General features: G+C 36.1%; 19 protein-coding genes and 3 pseudogenes. All 22 read right to left on the bottom strand.

What is annotated here, in order from left to right; genetic code table 11:
• Positions 1-181: 181 nt before the first annotated feature.
• The 22 genes and pseudogenes from dnaJ to EKM60_RS01095 all read right to left on the bottom strand — a co-directional run bounded on the left by dnaJ (position 182) and on the right by EKM60_RS01095 (position 26,612).
• Positions 182-1,309 carry a molecular chaperone DnaJ gene (gene dnaJ, locus EKM60_RS01195; protein ID WP_125711703.1) on the bottom strand — a complete coding sequence of 376 codons (1,128 nt, stop codon included), beginning with the start codon at positions 1,307-1,309 and terminating at the stop codon, positions 182-184.
• A 126-nt stretch (positions 1,310-1,435) separates the two neighbouring features.
• On the bottom strand, positions 1,436-3,295 hold the full coding sequence (dnaK, locus tag EKM60_RS01190; RefSeq protein WP_125711702.1) for a molecular chaperone DnaK: 1,860 nt from the start codon (positions 3,293-3,295) through the stop codon (positions 1,436-1,438).
• 29 nt (positions 3,296-3,324) lie between these two features.
• Positions 3,325-3,894, bottom strand: a complete 570-nt coding sequence (gene grpE / locus EKM60_RS01185; protein WP_125711701.1) for a nucleotide exchange factor GrpE — start codon at positions 3,892-3,894, stop codon at positions 3,325-3,327.
• 16 nt (positions 3,895-3,910) lie between these two features.
• Positions 3,911-4,957, bottom strand: a complete 1,047-nt coding sequence (gene hrcA, locus EKM60_RS01180) for a heat-inducible transcriptional repressor HrcA (protein WP_125711700.1) — start codon at positions 4,955-4,957, stop codon at positions 3,911-3,913.
• 143 nt (positions 4,958-5,100) lie between these two features.
• Positions 5,101-6,057 carry a riboflavin biosynthesis protein RibF gene (gene ribF / locus EKM60_RS01175; RefSeq protein ID WP_125711699.1) on the bottom strand — a complete coding sequence of 319 codons (957 nt, stop codon included), beginning with the start codon at positions 6,055-6,057 and terminating at the stop codon, positions 5,101-5,103.
• Between the two features lie 12 nt (positions 6,058-6,069).
• Complete coding sequence (truB, locus tag EKM60_RS01170; protein ID WP_125711698.1) at positions 6,070-6,978, bottom strand: tRNA pseudouridine(55) synthase TruB; 909 nt, start codon at positions 6,976-6,978, stop codon at positions 6,070-6,072.
• Positions 6,979-7,088: 110 nt separating this feature from the next.
• The gene (locus EKM60_RS01165; protein ID WP_125711697.1) at positions 7,089-9,206 is read right to left on the bottom strand and encodes an LTA synthase family protein; all 2,118 of its coding nucleotides are present in this window, start codon (positions 9,204-9,206) and stop codon (positions 7,089-7,091) included.
• Between the two features lie 149 nt (positions 9,207-9,355).
• Positions 9,356-10,339 (bottom strand): DUF5692 family protein, encoded by a 984-nt coding sequence (locus EKM60_RS01160; RefSeq protein ID WP_225426971.1) that lies wholly within the window; start codon positions 10,337-10,339, stop codon positions 9,356-9,358.
• A gap of 85 nt (positions 10,340-10,424) precedes the next feature.
• Complete coding sequence (locus tag EKM60_RS01155) at positions 10,425-10,979, bottom strand: TetR-like C-terminal domain-containing protein (protein WP_125711696.1); 555 nt, start codon at positions 10,977-10,979, stop codon at positions 10,425-10,427.
• Between the two features lie 102 nt (positions 10,980-11,081).
• Positions 11,082-11,900: a DNA/RNA non-specific endonuclease gene (locus EKM60_RS01150; RefSeq protein ID WP_125711695.1), complete on the bottom strand. Its 819-nt coding sequence runs from the start codon at positions 11,898-11,900 to the stop codon at positions 11,082-11,084.
• Positions 11,901-12,074: 174 nt separating this feature from the next.
• The gene (rbfA, locus tag EKM60_RS01145; RefSeq protein ID WP_057763742.1) at positions 12,075-12,434 is read right to left on the bottom strand and encodes a 30S ribosome-binding factor RbfA; all 360 of its coding nucleotides are present in this window, start codon (positions 12,432-12,434) and stop codon (positions 12,075-12,077) included.
• A gap of 11 nt (positions 12,435-12,445) precedes the next feature.
• Positions 12,446-14,245, bottom strand: a pseudogene (gene infB / locus EKM60_RS11345) (translation initiation factor IF-2); the annotation flags it as partial.
• A gap of 977 nt (positions 14,246-15,222) precedes the next feature.
• Positions 15,223-15,343 (bottom strand): annotated as a pseudogene (locus EKM60_RS11340) (translation initiation factor IF-2 N-terminal domain-containing protein); the annotation flags it as partial.
• A gap of 13 nt (positions 15,344-15,356) precedes the next feature.
• Positions 15,357-15,656, bottom strand: coding sequence for a L7Ae/L30e/S12e/Gadd45 family ribosomal protein (locus EKM60_RS01135; protein WP_125711693.1), 300 nt, complete (start codon positions 15,654-15,656; stop codon positions 15,357-15,359).
• Positions 15,653-15,961 carry an RNase P modulator RnpM gene (gene rnpM, locus EKM60_RS01130; RefSeq protein ID WP_191988829.1) on the bottom strand — a complete coding sequence of 103 codons (309 nt, stop codon included), beginning with the start codon at positions 15,959-15,961 and terminating at the stop codon, positions 15,653-15,655. Before rnpM ends, EKM60_RS01135 begins: the two co-directional genes overlap by 4 nt.
• Positions 15,962-16,028: 67 nt before the next feature.
• Positions 16,029-17,081 (bottom strand): annotated as a pseudogene (gene nusA / locus EKM60_RS01125) (transcription termination factor NusA); the annotation flags it as partial.
• A gap of 45 nt (positions 17,082-17,126) precedes the next feature.
• Positions 17,127-17,594 (bottom strand): ribosome maturation factor RimP, encoded by a 468-nt coding sequence (gene rimP / locus EKM60_RS01120; RefSeq protein WP_125711692.1) that lies wholly within the window; start codon positions 17,592-17,594, stop codon positions 17,127-17,129.
• Between the two features lie 120 nt (positions 17,595-17,714).
• The gene (locus tag EKM60_RS01115; protein WP_125711691.1) at positions 17,715-22,013 is read right to left on the bottom strand and encodes a PolC-type DNA polymerase III; all 4,299 of its coding nucleotides are present in this window, start codon (positions 22,011-22,013) and stop codon (positions 17,715-17,717) included.
• Positions 22,014-22,053: 40 nt separating this feature from the next.
• Positions 22,054-23,760, bottom strand: a complete 1,707-nt coding sequence (locus EKM60_RS01110; protein WP_125711690.1) for a proline--tRNA ligase — start codon at positions 23,758-23,760, stop codon at positions 22,054-22,056.
• Between the two features lie 16 nt (positions 23,761-23,776).
• Complete coding sequence (gene rseP / locus EKM60_RS01105) at positions 23,777-25,042, bottom strand: RIP metalloprotease RseP (protein WP_125711689.1); 1,266 nt, start codon at positions 25,040-25,042, stop codon at positions 23,777-23,779.
• Between the two features lie 18 nt (positions 25,043-25,060).
• On the bottom strand, positions 25,061-25,855 hold the full coding sequence (locus EKM60_RS01100) for a phosphatidate cytidylyltransferase (protein ID WP_125711688.1): 795 nt from the start codon (positions 25,853-25,855) through the stop codon (positions 25,061-25,063).
• Between the two features lie 13 nt (positions 25,856-25,868).
• Positions 25,869-26,612: an isoprenyl transferase gene (locus EKM60_RS01095; RefSeq protein ID WP_125711687.1), complete on the bottom strand. Its 744-nt coding sequence runs from the start codon at positions 26,610-26,612 to the stop codon at positions 25,869-25,871.
• Between the last annotated feature and the right edge of the window lie 14 nt (positions 26,613-26,626).

Here is a 26,626-nt window from a genome sequence, read left to right as displayed (position 1 = left end):
ACTATTTATTACAATACCACCACGAAACAAATCATTCTTATCATTCGCAAAATATCAAAAACAGAACATAGCTTTTTCCGCTTAAAACAAACAAGACTAGCAATCCAAAATCGGATTACTAGTCTTGTTGGCCTTAATGCTCGAAAGCTGATAATGCTTCGTCACACTATCTTTTTAAATTTTATCCTTTAAAAGTATCCTTCAATTTATCAAAGAAGTTACTATCTTTTTCTTTGACTTTGTCTCCGCCAGCTTCAGCAAATTTCTTTAAAGCTTCTTTTTGTTCGCCGGAGAGCTTGCGAGGTGTAACGATATTAACAGTAACTTTTTCGTCACCGACTTTGTCACTATTTAATACGGGTGCACCTTTGCCACGCAATCTAAATGAAGTACCCGTTTGAGTACCACCTGGAACAGTTAACTTAACTGGACCATGAACGGTATTAACTTCGATCTCATCACCTAATGTAGCTTGAGGGAAACTAATATTTACCGATGTGTAAATAGTTCCACCGTCACGAGTAAATTCACGACTGGCTTTAACTCTAAAGACAATATAAAGATCACCGTAAGGTCCACCATTTTCACCGGCTTCACCTTGACCGTCAAGTCTCATTTGTTGTCCATCTTCAACACCAGCTGGAACTGTAACTTTAAGAGTATGTTTGTTATTTACTTTACCCTTACCATGACATGTTGGGCACTTTTCTTTGATTTCTTTACCAGTACCATTGCAGACATCACAAACAACTCTAGTACGCATACGGCCTAGTGGAGTTGCACGTTCTACTTCAACATGTCCTGAACCGTGACATTTATGACAAGTTTCAGGAGTAGTACCAGGTTTAGCACCGTTACCGCCACAAGTCTTACACTCTTCTTCACGATTATAGTTAATGTTTGTCGATTTACCGAAAACTCCTTCTTCAAAAGAAAGATCCATTCGATATTGCAAATCTGAACCTTGTCTTGGGGCGTTAGGACTCTGTCTAGCAGTACCGCCACCAAAGAATTGACTGAAAATGTCATCGAAACCGCCGAACTGTTCACCAGCTCCGCCTCCGAAACCGCCAAATCCTTGTCCACCATTCATACCTGCTGATCCATATTGATCAAATTGGGCACGCTTTTGAGGGTCCTTAAGAGTTTCATATGCTTCATTTATTTCTTTAAATTTCTCTTCAGCATCAGGTGCTTTGTTAATATCAGGATGATATTTTTTTGAAAGTTTACGAAATGCCTTTTTTATCTCATCTTCAGAAGCGCTTTTATCAACGCCTAAAACATCATATGGATCTCTATTTGCCATTAAAAATCACCTTTGTGACGGGACAAACTGTCCCATTTTATCTTTTTCAAGCTCAAAAGAGCAGTACATTTTTATACTATACCATTAACAGTCTAGTAATTAAATCACTGCTCTTTATCACAAAACTTATTTTTTATCTTTGTCTGGATCTACTTCTTCAAAGTCTCCATCAACAGTCTTACCGTCGTCACCCTTGCCATCAGCACTCTTTGTACCTTCAGCAGCGTCACCACCAGCAGCCTTTTGTTGATCTTGAGCTTGTTGATAAAGTTTTACAGATAAATCTTGAACAATCTTATTTAAGTCGTCACGTTTCTTCTTCATGTCTTCAAGATCACCAGAGTCTTGAGCTTTCTTCAAAGCATCACGAGCATCTTGTGCCTTCTTGATTTCATCGTCAGAAACTTTACCCTTAATATCTTTAAGAGTCTTGTCAGTAGCAAACAATGTTTGTTCAACATCATTCTTAACGTCTACTTCTTCCTTACGCTTGTTATCTTCGTCTTCGTGTTCCTTAGCTTCTTTCATCATCTTATCAATTTCTTCATCACTCAAACCTGACGAACTCTTGATAGTGATCTTTTGTTCCTTGTTAGTACCAAGGTCTTTAGCAGAAACATTAACGATACCGTTCTTATCAATATCGAATTTAACTTCGATCTGAGGTACACCACGTGGTGCAGCAGGAATATCTGTTAATTGGAAACGACCTAAAGTCTTGTTATCAGCAGCCATTGGACGTTCACCTTGCATAACGTGAATATCAACAGCACTTTGATTATCTGCAGCAGTTGAGAATGTTTGTGATTTGCTTGTTGGGATAGTTGTATTTCTGTCGATCAACTTAGTAAATACTCCACCCATTGTTTCAATACCTAATGAAAGTGGTGTGACATCAAGTAGAACAACATCTTTAACATCACCAGAGATAACACCACCTTGAATAGCAGCACCTAAAGCAACAGCTTCATCAGGGTTGATTGAGTGGTCTGGTTCTTTACTTGTCCAGCTCTTAACAGCTTCTTGAACAGCAGGAATACGTGTTGAACCACCATTTAATATAACTTTGTCAAGGTCTGAAGCTGAAAGGTTAGCATCTTCTAAGGCCTTGTCAACTGGGATTCTTGTTCTTTCAACTAATTCTGATGTCAATTCATCAAACTTAGCACGTGTCAATGTTTCTTCCAAGTGAAGAGGACCATTAGCGCCAGATGAAATAAATGGCAAACTAATTGATGTTTGGCTTACACCAGATAGATCCTTCTTAGCTTTTTCAGCAGCATCCTTTAATCTTTGAAGAGCCATCTTGTCTTGTGACAAGTCAACGCCATTCTTATTCTTGAATTGTTCAACTAACCAATCGATGATCTTTTGGTCAAAGTCATCACCACCAAGATGTGTATCACCATTTGTTGAAAGTACTTCAAACACTCCGTCACCTAATTCAAGGATAGAAACATCAAATGTACCACCACCAAGGTCATAAACAAGGATCTTTTCGTCACCTTTGTCATTATCAAGACCATAAGCAAGTGCTGAAGCTGTTGGTTCGTTAACGATACGTTGAACGTTCAAACCAGCGATCTTACCGGCATCTTTAGTAGCTTGTCTTTGTGAATCATTGAAGTATGCAGGGACTGTGATAACAGCATCTGTAACATCTTCACCAAGATATTCTTCAGAGAACTTCTTGATATGTTGTAAGATCATAGCTGAAATTTCTTGTGGTGTGTATGACTTACCGGCAACAGTTACTTTGTAACCTGGTTCACCGATGTGTCTCTTGATTGATGAAACTGTATCTGGGTTAGTGATTGCTTGTCTCTTAGCAACTTCACCAACTTGGATCTCACCATCTTTAAATGCAACAACAGAAGGAGTAGTTCTAGCACCTTCCTTGTTAGCAATAATCTTAGGTGATCCACCTTCAAGTACCGCAACAGCTGAGTTTGTAGTACCTAAATCAATACCAATAACTTTTGACATAAACTAAAACCTCTTTTTAAAATTTTATATTACAGAGCAACAATGACCATTGCAGGACGCAATACACGGTCTTCTAATTTATAACCCTTTTGTAAAACTTGGACGATAGTATCTTTAGGATGATCATCATCGGCAGGAACAGTTTGGACTGCTTGACTGTCAGTTGGATCAAACTTGTCACCAACACCTTCGATAACAGTTACTTTGTTATCCTTCAAGGCTTTCACCATGTGTTGTTGAACCATTTCGATACCCTTCTTCAATTGCTTGCCGGCGTCATCGTCGACTTCAACTGTTAAGGCACGTTCCAAATTATCAATTACTGGAAGAATTTCGGTAGCCAATTTTTGACCATCATATTTTAAAATCCCAGCAACTTCTTTTTTATGACGATTATTCATATTTTGAATTTCAGCTTGGCTTCTAAGAAATTTATCTTCCAGTTCTGAATTCTTAGCCTTTAGATCCTTCAAAGCTGCATCCTTTGGATCAACTGTCTCTTTAGGACTTTCTTTTGAAGAATCAACTTTTGTTTCCGCTTTTTCTTCAGGCTTCTTAGAATCGTCTACTTTTTTCTCTGTATCTTCTTTATCTGCCATTACTTCCTCCTAAGTATCAAGAATCATCATACCGTGAATAGTAGTCAATCAATCTCTTAGCCAATTCTTGTCTGAACTCTCCTAATAATCCGATCAATTGTGAATAATGCATTGTTGTTGGTCCCAATAAAGCAATAACACCTTTACCATGATGACCAACATCGTAATTAGCAGTAATAATACTGTAATTTTTAAACGCATCTGAACCTAATTCACTACCTAAACGAACACGAATGCCGTCATCAGCAATATCAGGATCAAGCAATTTCTTCAAATCATTACTTTCATTAATAATTGAGAAAAGTGATTGTACTTCCGATAAATCTTCATTATTAGCATAATTCAATAAATTAAGTTGTCCATCGACAAAATACTTTTCTGAACCTGCCTTTTTAAATAGCTGATCGATCATGTCGATCAAACCATCGTTTGAATACATATACTCAGATAGAATAGCCGGAATATCATTATGCAACATCTTAATGACCTTCGGTAAAGGCTGACCGACTAATTTATCATTAACAACTCTAACGATTTTTTCTATAAGTTCTGTATCAAACTCTTCATTTATTGTATAAATGTTACTTTCAACATTATTATCACTGGTAACGATAATTGCCATTATTTGACGATCATTTAATGGCACGATCCTAAAACCAGTTAATAAAACTGCATTGCTTTCAGGACCTAATGTGATTGCTGTATAACTCGTTAAATGAGAAAGGATCTTTGCTGACTGTTCGATGATGTCATCGATTTGATGATATGTCTGACCAAAATCCTCATCGATCCTCTGAGCAATATTTTGAGGTACTGACATAGGTCGAACCAAATGATCAAGATAATAACGATATCCCATTGCAGATGGAATACGACCGGAAGAAAGATGGGTTTTCTCGAGATAACCTATTTCTTCCAACGTTGCCATTTCATTTCTGATCGTCGCCGAACTGACATGAAACGTCAACGCATTCATCAATGTCTTTGAACCAACCGGTTGGCCGGTATCTGTAAAAATGCGCACGACCTCTTTCAAGATAGCATCTTGACGTTCCGATAACATTATACCGTCCTCCTTTTAGCACTAATCAACTATGAGTGCTAACAATGTAAAATATAACAATCTCTACTAGTAGTGTCAAGTGCTGAGCACTAGAAAACCGAAAGAATTTACTGAAAATGAAAACATAAAAAGAGAGCTAGAACTTAGACCGTTCTATCTCCTTTATTTTGATCCTTAAAGTACTTCAAAGAATTCTCTTTATCTAAATGCAACTGCTCAATTAAGCCATCTGCACCGTCAAATTTCACTTCACCGCGTAAATAGTGAAGCCACTCTACTCTGACTGGTTGATCGTAAATATCTTCATCAAAATCAAATAGATTAGCTTCGATCGTTACACCAGTATCCTCTTTAAACGTTACATTATAACCAACTGATGTCATGGCCTTGTACCATTGACCATTAACCTCTATACGCGTCACATAAACACCGATAGACGGCTTTACTTGATTTGTAGACGTCTTTATATTAGCCGTTGGATAACCTAGCGTACGGCCTCGTTGTAGACCGTGAATAACAACACCTTGATTTTGGTAGTTATATCCCAGAACTTTGTTGGCTAGATCGACCTTTCCAGATGTGATCAATTCTTTGATCGAGCTAGAACCGATTTTTTGACCGTCATACATTTGTTCAGGTATCGTTACGACTTCAAATCTACCTTTGGCATACTTGGGTAAATTCTCCATATTAGCGATATCACGTTTTCCATACGTATAGTCAAATCCCGCAACAACATATTGTGCACGCATCTGAACCATATATTGGTCGACAAATTCATCCGGTGTTAGGCGTGAAAATTTCAAACTAAATTCCATAACGTACAAATAATCTACATCCAGCTTTTCAACTAATTCAGCTTTTCTAGCTACTGTTGATAAATATTGATAATTTTTTTCATGTTGATAGACTTCTCTAGGTGATCGGTCAAATGTCAGTAAAACAGACTTTAAACCTTTTTCTTTTGCTAGCTTTACACCACGATTAATAACTTTTTGATGTCCCTCATGCACACCATCAAAGTACCCCATTATCAAAACTGTATCCTCAGAAGGGATCTGGTCTGATTTCAAGGGATGTTTTACATTTAAAATCTTCATAATTAATCTTTTCTACTCATTGTTTAGTAACATCGTTTCAGGCTTCCACATTGAATCTTTTGGATCATACTTATATATTGCCTTAGTAATGTTATTCTTGGTAACTCTGAGATTCTTTTTAGTATCGTATTGTGAAAACTCCAAGAAGCCTCCGTGAACGACATTTACTTCCCATTCCTCATCTGTCAGTTCATGTGCTGGAAGATCCTCCAAGACATCATCAATACTCTTTAGGAAACCATACTCTTCTGATTCTATCATTGACTTGATATCTGACAACTTATAAGTGTCTTTCAAATCAAAACCTGCACTTTGAGTTCTGGTGAGTTCTGACATGAATGATGGAACACCTAATAATGAACCGAATTCAACCGCTAAGGTTCTAACATAAGTACCCTTAGAACATCTGACATGAAATCTAACAGTTTGTTTGCCAGTTGCTTTTTCAAAGACTGGTTCACCCATCATATAAAAGTCATATAGATGAATCTGTCTTTCAGGACGCTCGACTTTCAATCCTGCACGAGCATATTCATAAAGTTTTTTACCATTGACCTTAACAGCTGAATACATCGGTGGTATCTGGGTTAAGTCACCAATCATACTGGTAAACGTTTCTTGAAGTTTCTCATTAGTGAATGCTTGCTCCAATTTAATATCTTCAACAGCATCCCCTTCACGATCTTCAGTTGTGGTTGAAGTACCTAAGGTTATTTCGCCTTCATATTCCTTAGGTGAACCAGTTAAGCGATTAACTAACTTGGTAGATTGACCTACACAAATTGGCAAGACCCCATCCACTAAAGGATCTAAAGTTCCTGTATGACCTACTTTTTTTGTATGTAAAATTTTTCTTAATTTATAAACACAATCGGAACTAGTCAGCCCGATTTCTTTATGCAAAGGAATTACACCATTCATGTATTTAATCTCCGTAACTATTAATAAACAACTTTATTAATTATAACAAAAAAACTTCCATTGAATTGGAAGTTTTGCAGACTATCGATACAAGTCAGTGATGAAAGAGGTCACTTGAATGGTACAAGTAATTCTTGCTTGAATTCCGGAGCATCACTGTCATAGAAGTTAGTAGTGGAATCGTTATCATTCTTAGAATATAAACTGGTTGAACCAGTCCCTTTTTCATCCCTTATTTGGAGCATTCTGTCCATTTGATTTAGATAATTATATTTATCATCATTGGGATCTACTGGTACAAATCCACTAGGCGTATAGAATCTCAAGAGATTTTGATTATTGATCTTATCTGATATTTTTAGACGCTGATCAACTTGTTTGCCCCAATTTTCTATTTTTTTAGATAATATCTTATTCTCCGTTAAATCTAATTTTTCACCACTGGAGTTAAGATAAACATCATACGATCCCTTACCTTTCTTTAAAACTGTATATTCCGGAGTCACATAACTGCCATTTCTAAAAGACACGATTTGATTGTGATCCTTAGATAATAAATCTTCGCCTAATTGCAAATAATCTTTAGAATTGACTCCAGTAAGATGGAGAAGCGTTGGTAACACATCTATCTCACCACCATAAGTGTCCTTAACTCCACCTTTTAAACCTTTCATATGTATCATAAATGGTACTCTTTGAAGTTGAGTATTATTAAAATCAGTCCACTGATCTTCAGAATAGCCCAATAGTGGTGCTAAATCAGGATTCTTATCGTTTGAGATCCCATAATGATCTCCATACAAAACAATCATAGATTTGTCGTACAACCCACTTTTCTTCAGATAATTAAAGAACTCTTTTAATGAACTGTCTAAGTAGTGCGCCGTCAAAAAATAGTTATTCACAACACTATTCTTCGTTTGAGTAGTGACAAAGCCATCATTATCCTCTGCTGGAAGATCGAATGGATAGTGATTAGTTAGCGTAATATACTTCACATAAAATGGTTGTTGCAATTGTTCCAAATACTTAGTACTTTCAGCAAACATCAACTTATCCTTTAAACCGAATCCAACGCTGCTGCCATCAGAAGTATTGAACGACTTTTGATCAAAGAAATAGTTATATCCAAAATTAGGATAGACTTTATCCCTCGAATAAAAACTAGCAACATTTCCATGGAAAACTGCACTAGTGTATCCTTCTGACTGATTCAAAATTGCGGGTGCAGCCTGAAAAGTATTACTAGGCCCTAACTGAGGTAAAAATGAACCCTCTGGCAAACCAAATAATCCAGTTTCCAGCATTGTTTCAGCATCACTTGTTTTTCCCTGTCCCACCTGATGAAAAAAATTACTGTATGACAAAGTATTATTGTCGCTATATAGTGAATTCAAAAAAGGCGTTACTTCTTGACCATTTACCTTAAAGTTAATGAGAAATTGCTGAAAACTTTCCAGATGAATAATTATCAAATTCTTCTTTCGAGCTACGCCAAAGTATTTCTGATTCGGTTTTGCATAGTTTTCTTGCTGATATTTCAAAGGTCCATCAATACTAGTATTTTCAGTATTATTACGCACTCGATCTGAATTAACCGTTTTAATTGAGTCGTATACAAAGAATGTATTAAGTCCCAAGTATTTTACAATATAGGTCTGATCAAACATACGAGTTAACAATTGTGGTCGATTCATTTCCGCCAAAGCTAGATTAAATGAAAATATCATCACGCCAAAGATAGTCCAAGCTGTGGCATTCAGCTTACGTGTCAGTTGTAATTTTTTCTTTCGGATCATGATAAATAAAATAATGAAGACAAATAATACATCGATCAAATAAACAAAATCATAGTATTTAATTGAATTCATTACGCTAGGACCAAGGCTTTTAACAGCTTTGGCAGAACTAAGAATCGTATTTAACGAAATAAAATTTGTAAACTCTCGATAATAGAGAACATTACTATATAAAAAAATAGATTCGATCAAGTAAATTAAGGTCATGGCAAAATATGCGATTTTTGACCTACGGAAGTAAAGTCCAAAGCTTAATAAGATGATACTTGTACCTAAAGGACTTATTAAAAGAATTATATTCTGCAGTAAGCCCTGTACTCCCAAAGAGAAGTCAAAGTAATATGCAAACACACTCTTTTCCCAAAGGATAAACACTAAGATAATCATAAATTTGAAAATGTTATTTAGGTTACTTAGTATATCCCTCATTAAATGATCCTCCAGTAAGAACATTGCAATTATATATTGTTCCATTAAATATAACAGATATAAGCATTATCAACAGTTGATTAATTTATATTGACAAAACGACAAAAAAATCATATCAATTATTTTAATAATCAATATGATTCTTTAGCTTAAATCAGAGCTGAATCTTTTCTACTTGAATCTTTAGTATTCAAATCATTAGGGAGTTTATCAATATCTAAATTATCCGCTACTACTTGATCATGTGCTCTTGTTCCAGCATAAACTGAATCTTTCAAAGGATTTCTACGTAATTTAACAACTCGATAAATATGTAATCCTAAAACAGCTATATTGATAATTAATGCTAATGCACTGATCGTCATAAGTGCCGTACTGCTATGAGAACTCTGAACTGCAAATTGAGAATCGGTTACAAATGCTGGAAAACTCATTGTAAACATCATCCAAAATGCTAAAGTCTGAGCACGTGCCTGCAGCCAGGAACCTTTCTTGATAAAGAATGCGGCAATGGTACAAGAAAGAAGTAATGCAGCTCCTGCGTAGAATGAATGGTCACCAACACAATTGTAAACATATGCAAAGTTCCACACATCATAAGCAATAATCCATGGCCAAATTTGATCAGGCCAAATCATATCCTTTTGCTTATCACGACTTACAATAATCCCCATCCAACCGGTTATCGTAATGATATTAATAATACCGGCGATACCATTCATGATATTCCAAGCGCCACCATTCATAAATACGCCATCAACCATTCCATGTAATCCGTAAACTTGAAAATCTCTGAATACTGCTTCCATGATGTTCACTGACAAAATAATCGGTGGGAACATTAGCATCCACTTATTATTTTGCAGCTTGGGAATAAATCTCAAAGCCATGAATCCTAAACATCCTGCTAACGCCGAATAAACTTTTACCCAATGAAACCATGTACCTGTACTACTACCAGCTCCAGCAGTCCTAGGCCAAACAAAAATCGTTAGAATAATCGGTACAGCAACAAAAAGTGCCAATCCAATCCATTTATTAGCTCGTGCGGCTTCGTTCAATAGCATTAATGCTGCAATAACAGCAATCCACATTACCCAATCTATTGCGGTAATATTTTGAAATAAGAACATTATAATCGCCTCCAGTCACCTTAGTTATCTAATTCACAATTAAATTGTAACCGGTTTCCAGAGTTCTTAATATGGTCAAAGACTATCACTTGTCCAAACTTTGATAGTTTCTTTTAACAACAGCTTCAATTGTTCCGCCAAGCATACGCTCCATTCGCTCGACAAATTCACATTCTGATTCTTTCATATCAGTTACCAACCATTGAATAACTTGACTTGTTAAAGCACGTCCATAGAAGTTACTTATCTCATCACGTAAATTAGTATCGCAGTCAGGTTCCAGATCCATAACAACACCAGATACCATATCAAAAGCCAAGCGATAAAGAAAATGTTCCAAGAACGATCGATTAGTTGATCTAAATGTATTCAAACAAAATTTACGATTCTCATAAATATAACCCAATAAGGTTTTAAAACCGTCGATCCAGTTCGATTGTCTTTGATAAACGGCTAATTGAACGACAATTTCACGGGCATAGATCCACTCCAAGATTGATTTGATATCATCAAAATGGTAATAAAAAGTATTTCGAGCAACGTTAGCTTCACCTGTTAAAATATTGATTGTAATTTTATCAACTGGAGTTTTATTCATTAAATTTTTTAAAGTTTGCGCAAGTATATCTTTAGTATTCATATTTGTCTTACCTCACTTTATAAAATAGTAACATTAAAAAGCAAAAAAACTGATGCCATCTCGACATCAGTTTTTTTACTTATCTAATTTCTCTATATCAAACTAATACTTTTTACGATAATCGTTATGCCTTTGATAATGGTTATAACTTGATTTCTGGTCTGAAACTTCCGGGACCCTCCAATTTCTGTCAATTTTGGATCTTCCAGTAACATAGTCAAATTTCACTTTATCTTGCACATTCCACAAGTAACGATTGAACTTCAAACTGCCATCTGTCGACAAGGCTTGAACCCAGACACCTCTAGCCATTAATTCACGCCCATGAAAAATTGGCGTTACTCGATAAACCACTTTTTTATTTTGAGCCAAAGTATTGCGAACCTTTTGTTCGATTTGAGTCATCGTCTTCTGATTTGAAAATTCTGTTTGTGTAAATAAATTATAAGGATTATCGATGCTACCAAGTTCACCTTGTTGTGCCTGACCCGATTTATTTAGATTAAACGTCATTGTATAAGCAATCAAATGTCCACGATTTTGTGGAATTATTCGAGTTCCATCAATATATTTAGCTTGATTATGCCAACCAGTCGGACGCCACATTTGTTCAGTTCTTGTATTCGAACGTCCTAAATTATTTCTGGTCAAGTAAGCAGTGGCTGTCTTTGTGCGATTGAGACTATCTAAGCCTCCATAATCAACATGTGATTGATCAAAATTGGCTTTCTTGATCTCTGTTGGCTTATCATTATTCAAAATCTTGACTGATTTCTCACCCGATCTATAAGTCCAATTACTAATTCTTTTTGCAGTCAAAGTTTGATTTGTATTTGTTGATGTAGCCTTAATAGTGGTTGTTTGGCTATTCAAGCATCCTACTAATAAAAACAGGATCAACCATAAAAATTTTTTATGCACTTTCTTCTCCCTTAAAAACTTTTTGGAAACTAAAGTGAATTTTACCTGACTATCTTCTAAATAGAAATCAGCCTTTTTAAATAAAGAACAATTTTTATTTTGATAACTATAATTGCCTACTCGAAGATAAAAAAATACCTGCAGAAATTTTCATTTCGGCAGGTATTCTTTATTTTAACGATTTGCTTCGTCTTGATGTAATTTAGCAATTAAACGGTCAATTTTTTCACCGTAGCGAATAGACTGATCCTGTTTAAATTCTAATTCTGGAACTTTATATAGTGTTAGACGTGAACCTAGTTCTTTTCTGATCAGACCTTTGGCCTTATCTAAACCGGCTTGAGTCTTTTCGACATCGCTAGCTTTCTCAGAAAGGATACTGTAGTAAATTGTGGCTTGTTGCAAGTCACCTGTCATCTCAACACCGGTTACAGTTACACCTTGAACTCGTGGATCACGAATACGTTTAAGTAAAATATCATTTACTTCTTTTTGTATTTCTTGTTCCACACGACCAATTCGATGTTTTACCATATTATCATCTCCTATTTGACTGGAACTTCTTCCATCACATAGGCTTCAATTTCATCACCAATTTTAATGTCATTGTAGTTTTCGATTGTAACACCACATTCGAATCCTGCTTTAACTTCTTTGGCATCGTCCTTGAAACGTTTAAGTGAAGCAAGTTTTCCTTCGTAGACAACGATACCGTCTCTGATCAAGCGAACGCCTGAATCACGAGTGATGCTACCAGTATTCACAATACATCCAGCAATTGTACCGATCTTAGAAACATTGTATGTTTCACGAACAGATAAGTTACCAGTGATTTTTTCTTTATAAACTGGTTCAAGCATACCCTTCATAGCGGCTTCGATTTCATCGATTGCTTGATAGATAACTCTATGTAAACGAATATCAACATTTTCATCCTTAGCTTGAATACGAGCTTGAGCAGTTGGACGAACATTAAATCCAATAATGATAGCATTACTTGCAGAAGCAAGGTTAACATCACTTTCAGTAATAGCACCAACGGCTTGATGAATAATATTAACACGAACGCCTTCAACTTCGATCTTCTTCAAACTTCCGGCAATGGCTTCAACAGAACCTTGAACATCGGCTTTAATAATAACGTCGACCTTCTTAAGTTCTCCTTCTTTCATTGTTTCAAACAAGTTATCAAGAGTTACGGGGTTAGTATTTTGACGTTCCTTTTGAATAGCACGACTTGCACGTTCCTCACCAGCTGCACGAGCAGTCTTTTCATCTGTGAAGACAACGAACTTGTCAGCTGATTCTGGTACATCATTCAAACCAGTGATTTCAACTGGTTCTGATGGTGTAGCTTTCTTAACTTCTTTACCATTGTAGTTTGTCATAGTTCTGACACGACCAAAGGTATTACCGACAACGACTGGATCTCCAACATGAAGTGTACCTTGTTGTACCAATAGTGATGCAACTGGTCCACGACCCTTATCAAGTTTAGCTTCGATAACAGTACCGACAGCCTTTTGATCAGGGTTAGCCTTCAATTCAAGCACATCAGCTTGTAGTAGAACCATTTCTAGCAATTTATCAATGTTGGTACCCTCTTTGGCAGAGATCTCAACAAAGATCGTATCACCACCGTAATCTTCAGGAATAAGTTCATATTCCATCAATTGTTCGATTACGTGTTGTGGGTTTGCTCCTGGCTTATCGATCTTATTAACGGCAACGATAATAGGATCATTTGCGGCCTTAGCATGGTTAATAGCTTCAATTGTCTGAGGCATAACACCATCATCAGCTGCAACAACTAAGATAACGATATCAGTAATATCAGCACCACGAGCACGCATATTTGTAAAGGCGGCATGTCCTGGTGTATCCAAGAAGGTAATTAAACGTTCTTGTAATCTTACTTGATAAGCACCGATATGTTGAGTAATACCACCAGCTTCACTAGCTGTAACGTGAGTATGTCTCAAGTGATCCAATAGAGTTGTCTTACCATGGTCAACGTGTCCCATGATTGTAACAACTGGAGGTCTTGGAACTAAGTGCTTAGTACTCTTAGTTTCTTCTTCAAAGTATTGGTCAATATCAGCGATATCTTCTTCAACTTTTTCTTCTGCCTTGATATCATAATCAGTTGCTAATAATTCGATAGTATCTTTATCCAATGATTGGTTTTGGTTGATCATAATTCCAAGCATAAATAGTTTCTTAACGATCTCAGCTGGTTCACGATGCAACAACTTACCAATATCTTGAGCATTCATACCAACTGAATAAACAAGTGTTTCTGGTAATGGACGTTCTTTTCTTTGTGGCATAACCTTCTTAGGTTCATTGCTACGTTGACGTTGTTGTCTCTTTCTTTCCTTCTTCTTCTTACGAGATCCGAAAGGATTAGCCAAGTTTTGCTTATGACCAAAGTCACGATTATTTGTTGCCTTTGGCTTCTTGTATTCTGGCTTTGGAACTTCAACTTTATTTGTTGTCTTTGGAGCGGATTGTGATTTATTAGCTTCAACAGGTTTTCTAACATTATTGTTATTATTGCTGTGGTTATTATTTGGACGATTATTCGTATTATTATTGTTATTAAAACGTCTGTTGTTGTTATTGTTAGGACGGCTATTGTTATTACTATTGTTGTGATTATTACGGTTAGCGCTGTTATGGTTATTGTTGTTTCTAGGACGACTTGGTGTTGTTGCACGACTAGCATCTTGAATATTTGTCTTATATTGTTCTAGATACTTGTTACCAGCACTTTGTCTTGGTCTTGGAGCTTGTTGTGTTTGTGTAGTTCTAACATTTCTGTTATTACGATTGTCACGTGATTGGTTATTGCGACGATCATTATTTGGTCGATTATTATTTGGACGACCATTGTTATTGTTAGAACGGTTGTTATTATTATTGCTGTTATTATATGGACGATTATTTGTACCACTATTATTAGTATTGGTACGATGATCGTTTCTATTGTTATTGCTGTTAGTATTTGTATGTTGTCTACTATTACTTGAATTTACCGAACCATGGTTATTATTATTTTCACGATGGTTGTTATTGTTACGATTATTGTTGTGATCGAAATGTCCCCTATTATTCTTAGTGGCATCTCTTCTTACAGCTGTAATCTTAATCTTAGTCTTGTGTTGACCATTGCCATTATTACTGTTATTTGAAGAAGTCGTGCTTTCTTTCTTAGCAGTATTAGCAGTATTTGTATGAGTATTATTAGTATTACTACTTGTACTCTTTACACTGTGGTTAGCAGGTTTCTTAAGACTGTTAACAATTTTTGATTCACTATTTTCATCAACAGATGACATATGATTCTTTACATCCATTCCTAATTTTTCGGCGGCGTCGATTACAACTTGGTTATCAACGTTATTTTCTTTTGCAATAGTATAGATTCGTTTTTTGGCCATCCTATCACTCTCCTTAGTTTTCCATAAGTTCACTCAACCTTTTAGCCATTTTTAAGTCCGTTATTCCAATAACTTTTCTATTTTTTCCAATAGAATTTTTAATTTCATAACTTGTAAACTCTGTTATTAATGGTACTTGATAATAATCTGTCTTATTAGTTAGATCTTTCTTAGTTCTATCACTGCAGTCACTAGCCATCACTACTAGTTTAACACTCTTATTGCGAATTCCTTGAAGTGTTAAATCTGTACCACTGACCATATTACCAGATCTTAGAACTATTCCTAAAAAGCCTAGAAATTTATCTCTCAATGTTTCTTACCTAAATCCCCAAATAAATCCATTCTGGCTTTTTGATGATCTACAAAATCGAATAGTTCATCATAGAATTCACTTGGTACGGCATGTGAAAATACTTTTTCCAAAATCTTTTGTGATTTGGCTTTTTTCACAGCTTCAGGATTCAAACCTACATAAGCACCTCTACCGGCTTTCTTTCCTGTTGGATCAATGGAAATATTTCCGTCCTTGTCCTTAACAATTCGAACCATTTCTCTTTTTGGATACATCTTGCTTGTTAAAATATCTTTACGCATGGGTATTTTACGAGTTGCCAAATCAATCACCCCCTAATTATTCAGAATCAGAATCGTTTTTATCAATATCGTCAATATCTACGTCTTGGTCGTTATCATCAACGAATTCAACTTGTGATTCTGGTTTGATATCAATCTTATAACCAGTTAATTTAGCGGCCAAACGAGCGTTTTGACCTTTTTTACCAATTGCTAATGACAAATGGTAGTCAGGAACAATAACCATACATTGTTTCTTATTATCACCGTCAAATTGAACTGCAATAACTTCAGCAGGATTCAAAGCATTAGCAATGAAATCAATTGGATCGTCAACATATGGAACAACATCAATGTTTTCACCATTCAATTCATCAACGACTGCTTGAACACGGGCACCCTTAGGACCGACACAAGTACCAACTGGATCAACATCAGCATTATCTGATTTAACCGCGATCTTAGTTCTGTCCCCAGCCTCACGAGCAATCGAAACGATCTCAACTGTTCCATCATATATTTCTGGAACCTCTTGTTCAAATAATCTCTTAACCAAACCTGGATCAGTTCTTGAAACGAACACTTGTGGACCCTTTGTAGCATTTTCTACCTTAGTAACATACACTCTGATACGATCGCGAGGATTATATATTTCGCCAGGCATTTGATCAGCCTTCGACATAACAGCTTCGATCTTACCAAAATTGATATAAACAAAACGGTTATCGCTTCGTTCAACTATTCCTTGAATGATTTCATGTTCATATTGGCTGTATTCATTATAAATTACATCTCGTTCAGCTTCTCTAACACGTTGCATAATTACTTGCTTAGCTGTTTGAGCGGCGATTCGTCCGAAGTCCTTTGGAGTGACTTCTTCCTTTATATGATCACCGATCTCGTATCCCTTACTCTTTTTTTGAGCTTCAGGAAGACTGATTTCTAGTCTGTCATCAACTGATTCTTCAACCACTTCTTTGACAGCATATACGTGAATGTTACCTTTTTTAGCATCAAACTCAACATCAACATTTTGAGCTTGATTATAGTTACGCTTGTACGCTGCAACTAAGGCTGCTTCTAAAGATTCGATCACGTATTCTTTTTTAATACCTTTTTCGGATTCCAACGCATCAAGTGCATCGATCATTTCTTTACTCATGCTATTCTCCTTAACGAGTTTTTAAATCTCTAAAAACTCTCAATCTTAGAACTCAATTGCAAGTCGAATTTTAGCAATTTTATCTCGACTTATCTCAACTTGCTTGTGAATATTTTTGATTTTATAGTCTAAAGCTATTTGTTCTGCGGTTACCTTTGTCAAAGTTCCTTCAAAAGCCTTATTTCCATCTATTTTTTGATATAAAGAGACGTTGACATAATCACCTTCATAATTGGAAAGACTTTCATCATTTTTTAAAGGACGTTCTGCACCTGGTGAAGAAACCTCCAAGTAATAAGCGGGATCAATTGGATCTAACTCATCCAACTTCTCTCCAAACTCCTCACTAATTACGGCACAATCATCGATACTGATTCCACCCTTTTTATCTGCATAAACTCTTAAATACCAGTCGCCATGTTCGTGCACAAACTCCAAATCAACTAAAAAGAAATCATGTTGATCCAGGATAGGTTGTAAAATGGCTTTTAATTCATCAACTTTTGTATTCAAAAACACTCCTCCAAAGTAATCGGCAATAAAAAGAGTGAGCATTGCTGCTCACTCAAATCAATAATTAACTAGTAGTAATTTAACACATTTGTGAAACGAAAGCAACCTGAAGCCCTGATACTAGAAGAGGGAGAGTTGATTTTCGTCTGGCATTCCATCTAAAACATGATTATCTGTCATATATTCAATGATGGTTTTAGAAACTTTACCACGAGTACCAAGGTCCTCTTTAGATAAGAATGGTTGTTCCTCACGAGCAGCCACGATTTGTTTAGCAACGTTATCACCCAAGCCAGGAATTGCATTGAATGGTGCTAACAATGTTGTATCATCGATAATCTTAAACTCAAAGGCATCAGATTTTTCCAAATCTACCATTTTAATATTAAAACCACGTTCAACACATTCATTAGCTAATTCCAAAACAGTTAACAAATTCTTTTCTTTAGTAGATGCGTCCATTCCTTTGTCGTTGATAGCTTTCATCGCGTCTTTGATAGCTTGCTTACCTGTTGTCATAGCGACAAGATCAAAATCATCAGCACGAACTGAGAAATAAGCACTGTAATAATAGAGCGGATAGTGAACTTTAAAGTATGCAATACGTAAAGCCATCAAAATATAAGCTGTCGCATGAGCCTTAGGAAACATATACTTGATCTTCAAACAAGACTCAATATACCAATCTGGCACATCGGCATCTTTCATTTGTTGCTTCCATTCATCAGGAATACCACGTCCTTTACGAACATGCTCCATAATTTGGAAAGCAATTTGTGAATCCATACCCCAGTGAATCAAATCCATCATGATATTATCACGACAACCGATAACTTCCTTTAGTGTAACAATTCCCTTATCAATCAGTTCTTCAGCATTACCTAACCAAACATCAGTCCCATGTGACAAACCTGAAATCTGTAATAACTCGGCAAATGTCGTTGGATGAGTTTTTTCCAACATTCCGCGAACAAAACGAGTACCAAACTCTGGAACGCCTAATGTACCTGTTTTAGAAAAGATCTGTTCAGGTGTGACACCTAATGACTCTGTTCCTGAGAAAAGTGCCATAACTTCTGGATCATCAACTGGAATAGTCAACGGATCAATGCCAGACAAATCTTGCAACGTACGGATCATAGTAGGATCATCATGACCCAAAATATCCAGCTTTAGGATATTATCATGAATTGAGTGGAAATCAAAATGAGTTGTCTTCCATGCAGCATTCTGATCGTCAGCTGGATATTGAATCGGCGTAAAGTCAAAGATATCCATATAGTCTGGCACAACAATGATACCAGCCGGATGTTGTCCAGTAGTTCTCTTGACACCCGTTGATCCCATAGCGAGACGCTCTTCTTCGGCATTTCTGAATTGTTGTTCAGTCAATTCCTCATAATTTTTTACATAACCAAAAGCTGTTCTATCAGCAATTGTACCGATGGTTCCGGCCCTAAACACGTGATCTTCACCAAATAATACCTTCGTATAATTATGTGCAACTGGTTGGTAGTCACCAGAGAAGTTCAAATCAATATCAGGAACCTTATCACCTTTAAAACCTAAGAAAGTTTCAAAAGGAATATCTTGTCCATCTTTTTTCAATTCGGTACCACACTTGGGGCACTTCTTATCTGGTAAATCAAAACCTGAACCAACTTCACCTTTTGTAAAGAATTCAGAATACTTACATTTAGGACAACGATAATGCGGTGCTAACGGATTAACTTCAGTAATACCCGTCATCGTGGCAACGAAACTTGAACCAACGGAACCACGGGAACCAACTAAATATCCGTCTTTATTTGATTTATAAACTAAACGTTGAGAAATTAAATAAATAACCGAGAATCCATTACCAATAATACTTTTAAGTTCTTTATCCATACGTTCTTGAACAATTTCTGGTAAATCATCACCGTATAGTTCATGAGCTTTATTCATAGTTAAACTACGAATTTCTTCTTCGGCACCCTCCATTTTTGGAGTATACAACTTATCTTTAACCGGAGAAATTTCATCGATCATATCCATTATTTTTGCTGGATTATCGACGATCAATTCTTGTTCAGTCGCTTCATCTAAGAAATCAAATTCATCAAACATTTCATTAGTAGTTCTAAATTGAACATCAGGTAATACCTGACGTGCTAGGGGATTACTCTTAACTGCCTTAATAACAATGTCTCGATAAACTTTGTCATGGGGATCAAGATAGTGAACATCCCCAGTAGCAACAACCGATTTGTTGATTTCTTTACCGAGTTTGATGATATTTTTAAGAATTTCTTCCAAACCTGATTCATCCTTAATCAATTTGATGTCTAGCAAATGCTGGTAAACAGGTTTTGGCATAACTTCAAGGTAATCATAGTACTGCGCAACTTCACGAGTATCTTCGTAACCTTTTTGCATCATAGTATTGAAGACTTCACCGTCTTTACATGCTGAACCGACTAAAATACCCTTTCGATACTTATTTAAAAGTCGCCTTGGAACTCGAGCTGTTCGATAATAATACTTGGTCATTGAATATGAAACAATTTTGAACATATTCTTCAAGCCCTCTTGGGTTTGAGCCAATAAGATCGCATGACTAGGACGCGCCTGCTTATAGGCTTCATCCCCGCCAACATGGTCATTTAGTTGAGATATATTAGTTGTATTGAAGTTTGCTTCCATTTCTTCAAACAATTTATACATCAAATATCCAGTGGTTTCGGCATCCGCATTAGCACGGTGATGGTGTTCCAATACAATATTGTAACGTTTAGCCAATGAATCCAATTTATGATTACGATATTCAGAATGAAGTGTACGTGACATTTCCAAAGTATCAATTACTGGAACAGAGACTCTAGCATGATCCATCCGCGTTAAAGCTGAATTTAAGAAGCCAATATCAAATGTAACATTATGTCCAACAAGTACATCATCACCAACAAAGTCAATAAATTTTTGAATAATTACTTGCTCGTCAGGAGCATCTCTGACCATATCATTAGTAATACTCGTCAAATTAGTTGTGAACTCAGATAATTCATGATGAGGATTAATAAATTCATCAAATGAAGCGACAACTTCTCCGTCTTTCATTTTAGTTGCAGCAAGTTCAATAATGCTGTCATAAACAGCCGAAAGACCTGTTGTCTCAACATCAAAAATTACATATTCAGCATCTTTAAGATTTTCATCTCGTAAATTATAAGCAATTGGATTTCCTTCATCTACCAAATCAATTTCGACACCGTAGGCAATTTTGACACCAAACTTTTGACCAGCACTGTAAGCTTCCGGAAAAGCTTGTAAAGCACGATGATCAGTGATGGCGATTGCCTTTTGACCCCATTGACTCGCACGTTTTACCAAATCAGTAGCACTAGGGATAGCATCCATCTGACTCATATTAGTATGTGCATGTAATTCAATTCGTTTATTATCATCGTCAGCAGTATCTTGGCGTTCTGGATGCTTAATAATATTTATATCATTTGCCATAATTACTAATTCACGCGAGAAATTGTCTTCTTGAATACTTCCTCGAACTCGAATCCAAGCACCCTCACTAAGTTCCTCAAAAAAGGCCTCATCATCTTCACCGTTTGAAAATTTCTTGATACTAAATGAAGAAGTATAGTCAGTAACTTTAATGATCAACAATGAACGACCGGATTTTAGTTTTCTAACATCTTTATTGAAAATATTTCCTTCAACGACCTTATTGCGATCTTCTTCAATAATATCGACCATTTGGGTTATTTCTTGATCATCTGGAATCTTCCGACCAACTTTAGAAATATTACTTGGAGCTTTTTTAGCTTTACTTTGACTAATTTCTTGAACCTTAGTTTGGAATTGCTTAGTTTTTTCTTCATTAGCAGATTGTAAGGCCTTTAAACTCTCCTTAGACTTTTCTTCATCAACATTGATATGAAGTTTAAAATCAGGGAATCCTAGGCTACGATACTCATCTTGAATTTGTTTTGTCAGATCACCATTCATAAAATCGGCTATGAATCCATTAGATACTGTCAAAAAAAGTTGACCATTCTCCATTTTTGGAGGAGTTTGTCTCATTAATTGAGAAACCACAGGTGAATTCAATTGTGCCGTCTGTAAAACAAAATCCCAATAGTCACGGATTTTTTTCTCATCTAGATGAGCCTTAGTCGTCGAAATTTCCCAGTCAACTGTGGCAATTCCATCAAAGGAATCTTTTAGTGATTCGGTGAAGACCTTAAACTCATTGAATGGCAATACATCCTCAAACTCAAAGAAGAACACCCACTTTTTTGAAACTTTATGGACATCTAACTTATTTAAAATAGCAGTATTAAATAGTGCATCTTCTTCTAACAAGTTATCTAGTTTGATTTGTTTAATTAAAATTTTAAAAAGTTGATTTTTATCTGACATATTTTACCCTTCAAAAAATAAAAAAAGGCCTAAGCCTCATTTACTGATTCTTAAGCAATATTTTTACTGAATTTACTAATTCATCTTTATTAACTTCAATTGTCTCATCAGTACTTCTGATCTTCAACTCGACAATTGAATCCGCTGCTTTTTTACCAATAGTAACTCTGATCGGTATTCCGATTAAATCTGAATCTGCAAATTTTACACCAGGACGTTCATTTCGATCATCTAATAAAACATCGAAATTTTCAGCCTTTAACAATTGGACGATCTCATCACTTAATCGTCTTTGAACATCGTCAGAATACTTGATCGGTATCACATGTACTTGATAAGGTGCCAGACTAGCTGGCCAAACGATACCACTTTTATCATTATGCTGCTCAATAACTGCAGACAACACTCGAGAAATACTAATGCCATAAGACCCCATGATAATGGGTTGTGACTTGCCATCTTCATCTAGAAAGTCAGCCCCAAAATCCTCAGAGAATTTGGTCCCTAGCTTAAAGATACTAGCAATTTTGATACCATTAGTGAACTCAATCTTTCCATGTCCATCTGGAGAACCTTCGCCCTCTTTTACAACACGTAAATCATGAAAAATTGGTTCTTCATCGGTGATATCTTCAAAATTAGCATTCATAAGATGCTTATTTCTAATATTAGGACCAACGGCAAAATTGGTTAAGCCTTCTAAAGAACTATCATACAATATTTCAACATTTTGATTTAACCCCTTAGGGCCAATAAAACCTGGAGTACTACCAAATTTTTTGACGACCTCCTGAGGAGTGGCTGTTTCTAAGAAATTGGCTCCCAGATAATTTTTAACCTTGAAACTGTTAACTTCAAAATCTCCTCTGATCATAACCAATATAGGCTTATCATCAGCCATATACGCAACAGCCTTCATAATTTTGGCCTCATCTATTTTCAAAAAAGAGGCTAGTGCGGCTATCGTATGTACATCCGGTGTTTCAACTAAAGTAGCTTTTTGATCGTCCTCAACTGGATTATCCTCCAGCCTACTTGCAGCCATCTCGATATTAGCAGAATAGTCACTTTCATCTGAATAGACAATCGTATCTGAACCGATATCAGCCAAAGCCGAAAATTCTTTAGTTTCAGTTCCGCCCATCAAATCAGCATTACCTTGAATAACTCGAAAGTTCAGACCTAATTGTTCAAAAATATTACGGTAGGCTTGTTCCATCTGAGTGTACATGGTATCCAATTGTTCAACATTAGCACTGAATGAGTACGCATCTGCCATTAAAAATTCGCGACTTTGTAACAATCCAAATTTAGTTGAATCACCATCACGATACTTATTCTGCATTTGATACAGAACCATTGGCAATTTTTTGTAACTATTTAAATGTTCTTTAATAATCGTTGTAATTGTTTCTTCATGAGTAGGGCCTAGTATGAATTCTCGCTTGTGACGATCTTCCAATTTAAACAGACCTTCACCATAAGTCTTAATACGTCCACTCTCTTCCCACAATTCAGCAGGTAAAAGAATTGGCATACGTAATTCTGCAGCATCTATGTTATCCATTTCTCGACGAATAATTGTTTCAATCTTATGGATAACCGACCAAGCAAGCGGTAGAAAAGCATATATCCCAGTAGATACTGGTCTGATATATCCTGCCCGCAACATCAACTTATGACTGATTGCTTCAGCATCGTTAGGTGTTTGTTTCAATGTTGGAATATAAAGTCTGGATTGTTTCATACCTGATTCTCCCCACCTATTTTATAAAGAAACGTTGAATATCATTCCAAGTCACGGCAACCATTAGTAATACCAGGATGCCGACCCCGACCAAGGTAATAATATTTTCATACTCTTCAGGGATTGGTTTACGTCTAATTATTTCAATTATATTTAATAGGATCTTCCCACCATCTAAGGCTGGAATTGGTATTAAATTAACAATCCCTAAGTTAAGCGAAAGCATCGACATGAATAGAATAATATTGATTATCCCCTGTGATGCAACCTGTGAAGTCATTGAATAAATCCCGACTGGACCAGACAACTGGTTGATATTAAATCCACCCGATGCCATCTTGCCAAGCACTTGGAAGATAGATACGGTTGTTTGCCAACTAGATGTGAATCCATACTTGATTTTTGCACCTAAACTGTAATCTTTCTTGGCCATGATCCCCAACTGTCCATACTTCTGACCAGAAATTTTAACCGTCTTAGGTGTGACTGACACGTGTTTGATTTTACCTTTTGACTCAACCTTTAAATCGACTTTTTTACCTGGATTGTCTCGAATTGTCTCGGTTAACGTAGTCCAATTCGAAGTGGTCTTATTCCCTACTGCGAGAATCTTGTCATTACTTTTTAATCCAGCAGTCTTAGCAACACTATTACTTTTAATATGTCCTAATTGATTAGTACCCATAGGAATACCATTCATCATAAACGCAGCAATAATTGCACAGACGATCGCCAAAATAAAGTTATTGAATGGTCCAGCAAAATTAGTGATCATTCTTTTCCAAACAGAAACTGATTGTAACTGAACATCTCTCGGAGCAATTTGTACTTCAGTACCATCTTCTTCAACTATTGTCGCATCATGATCAACATCGTAATGTTTCATTTCTGACTCATCACCGTTCTCATAACCTTCAATAGTCAAATCATCGACCAAATCAGCCTTTGATATTTGAACAGGTACCGCTTGTGCATCATAAACTTTGCTTGATGTGATGATTTTTGTAACTTTATCACCATTGATCAATAAAGAAGCCATCGTTCCTGGTTTGATCTCAGAATCGTCCTCTTGTGCTCCGGCCATTCTGACATATCCACCTAACGGTAAGAGCCGCAATGTGTATGTTGTATTATTCTTTCGATAAGCATAAAGCTTTGGGCCCATACCAACTGAAAACTCACGTACCAAAATACCTGATTTTTTAGCAGCATAGTAATGTCCAAACTCATGGACAACAACTAATATCCCAAAGACAATAATAAATGTAATTATTGCGGTCATTTTAACCTCCACAAACCTCTAAACTAAACCAAAAACATGTAGTAATGGCAAGACGATCAACATACTGTCAAATCTATCTAAGATTCCACCATGTCCAGGTAAAATATTTCCTGAATCTTTAACCTTGTAATATCTCTTATAGGCAGACTCGATCAAATCTCCCATTTGTCCAAAAGCTGACAACACTAAAGCAATCAATAACATTGTTACCAATGAATACTTTTGAGGTACAAAATACATATAAATACCTGACAATACCAAGGCAGATATAACTCCTGCAATTGTACCCTCCCAAGTTTTATTAGGACTGATTGCAGGCCATAACTTATGTTTACCAATCTTACGGCCAAATGTATATGCGAAAATATCTGTTGACCAAACAACGATTAATGCAAACATCAATAATCCTAAACCGCCGCTAGAATTTCTAACAGAAGCTAGATAATGAAATCCTGTACCAATATAAATCATGGAAATAACCGACACAGCTGCATCTTCAAAATTGAATTTGTTTTTAGTTAAAACTGTAACTATTAGTAAAAGTACGGCAAAAACATAAAAAGTATCCAATCTTGAGAAGCTTTTTGGTGACCATCCACGATAAAAACTAATTGGAACTGCCAAAGCTAGTGTTCCCAAAATCGTTAAAATAAAATCAATTGACACGATAATTCTTTTTCTCATGATATAAATTTCAAATACACCGACCGCTGCAAGTACAACGGAAGCAATTTCTAACCAAATCCCACCAAAATATAGAATTGGAATAAAGATTGCTAACGCTATTACTGCAGTAATTACACGTTGTTTCATAATATTCCCCCAGTTAAACAGATCCGAATCTTCTGTCTCTATCATTAAAGATCTTAATATCCTCAACTAAATTATCAGCTGTAAAATCTGGCCAATATGTTTCATCGAAAACCATCTCACTATATGCCATTTGCCATAACATAAAGTTAGAGATTCGTTCCTCACCACTAGTTCTGATCAACAGATCAGGATCAGCTAAATCACCTAAAGGACCAGTCAATAATTGTTCAGAAAATGACTCATCATCGATATTCTCTGGATCAATTTCGTCATTTTTTGCTTTAATTGCTAGTATTTTGGCTGCATGAACTATTTCAGCTCGTCCACCATAGTTAAAGGCAAAATTTAAAATCATGCCAGTATTTTGCTTGGTATCTTCTATTGCATCAAAAACAGCCTTCCTAGTTTTGGCAGGAAGTTTATCAGTAAATCCGGTTACCATTACCCTAATGTTTTCTTTGATCAAATCGGGCATAAAAGTACCAAAAAAGTCTACTGGAAGACGCATTAAAAAATTAACTTCTTTGCTGGGACGAGTCCAATTTTCAGTAGAAAAAGCATAGAGGCTCAAAACATTGACCCCAAGATTATTTGCGGCGATCGCAATACGTTTGACATTATTCATGCCCTCTTTATGACCAGCAATTCTTGGCTGACCTAGACGTTTTGCCCAGCGTCCATTACCGTCCATAATAATTGCTATGTGTTTTGGAACCCTCAAATCAGAATTTTGTTTACTATTATTTAGATCTGCCATAAATAAGAAACTGA

Source organism: Companilactobacillus kedongensis (genome assembly GCF_003946625.1).
GTDB lineage: Bacteria > Bacillota > Bacilli > Lactobacillales > Lactobacillaceae > Companilactobacillus > Companilactobacillus kedongensis.
Note: the sequence above shows the minus strand (reverse complement) of the source record. Positions and strands in the feature narration are given on the sequence as shown.

Bases quoted from the DNA above. Each gene is read 5' to 3' on its own strand.
- EKM60_RS01095 (WP_125711687.1), bottom strand. From the start codon at position 26,612: ATGGCAGATCTAAATAATAGTAAACAAAATTCTGATTTGAGGGTTCCA.
- EKM60_RS01160 (WP_225426971.1), bottom strand. From the start codon at position 10,339: ATGTTCTTATTTCAAAATATTACCGCAATAGATTGGGTAATGTGGATT.
- dnaJ (WP_125711703.1), bottom strand. From the start codon at position 1,309: ATGGCAAATAGAGATCCATATGATGTTTTAGGCGTTGATAAAAGCGCT.
- EKM60_RS01155 (WP_125711696.1), bottom strand. From the start codon at position 10,979: ATGAATACTAAAGATATACTTGCGCAAACTTTAAAAAATTTAATGAAT.
- rbfA (WP_057763742.1), bottom strand. From the start codon at position 12,434: ATGGTAAAACATCGAATTGGTCGTGTGGAACAAGAAATACAAAAAGAA.
- hrcA (WP_125711700.1), bottom strand. From the start codon at position 4,957: ATGTTATCGGAACGTCAAGATGCTATCTTGAAAGAGGTCGTGCGCATT.
- truB (WP_125711698.1), bottom strand. From the start codon at position 6,978: ATGAATGGTGTAATTCCTTTGCATAAAGAAATCGGGCTGACTAGTTCC.
- rseP (WP_125711689.1), bottom strand. From the start codon at position 25,042: ATGACCGCAATAATTACATTTATTATTGTCTTTGGGATATTAGTTGTT.
- EKM60_RS01110 (WP_125711690.1), bottom strand. From the start codon at position 23,760: ATGAAACAATCCAGACTTTATATTCCAACATTGAAACAAACACCTAAC.
- grpE (WP_125711701.1), bottom strand. From the start codon at position 3,894: ATGGCAGATAAAGAAGATACAGAGAAAAAAGTAGACGATTCTAAGAAG.
- ribF (WP_125711699.1), bottom strand. From the start codon at position 6,057: ATGAAGATTTTAAATGTAAAACATCCCTTGAAATCAGACCAGATCCCT.
- EKM60_RS01100 (WP_125711688.1), bottom strand. From the start codon at position 25,855: ATGAAACAACGTGTAATTACTGCAGTAATAGCGTTAGCAATCTTTATT.
- EKM60_RS01115 (WP_125711691.1), bottom strand. From the start codon at position 22,013: ATGTCAGATAAAAATCAACTTTTTAAAATTTTAATTAAACAAATCAAA.
- EKM60_RS01165 (WP_125711697.1), bottom strand. From the start codon at position 9,206: ATGAGGGATATACTAAGTAACCTAAATAACATTTTCAAATTTATGATT.
- dnaK (WP_125711702.1), bottom strand. From the start codon at position 3,295: ATGTCAAAAGTTATTGGTATTGATTTAGGTACTACAAACTCAGCTGTT.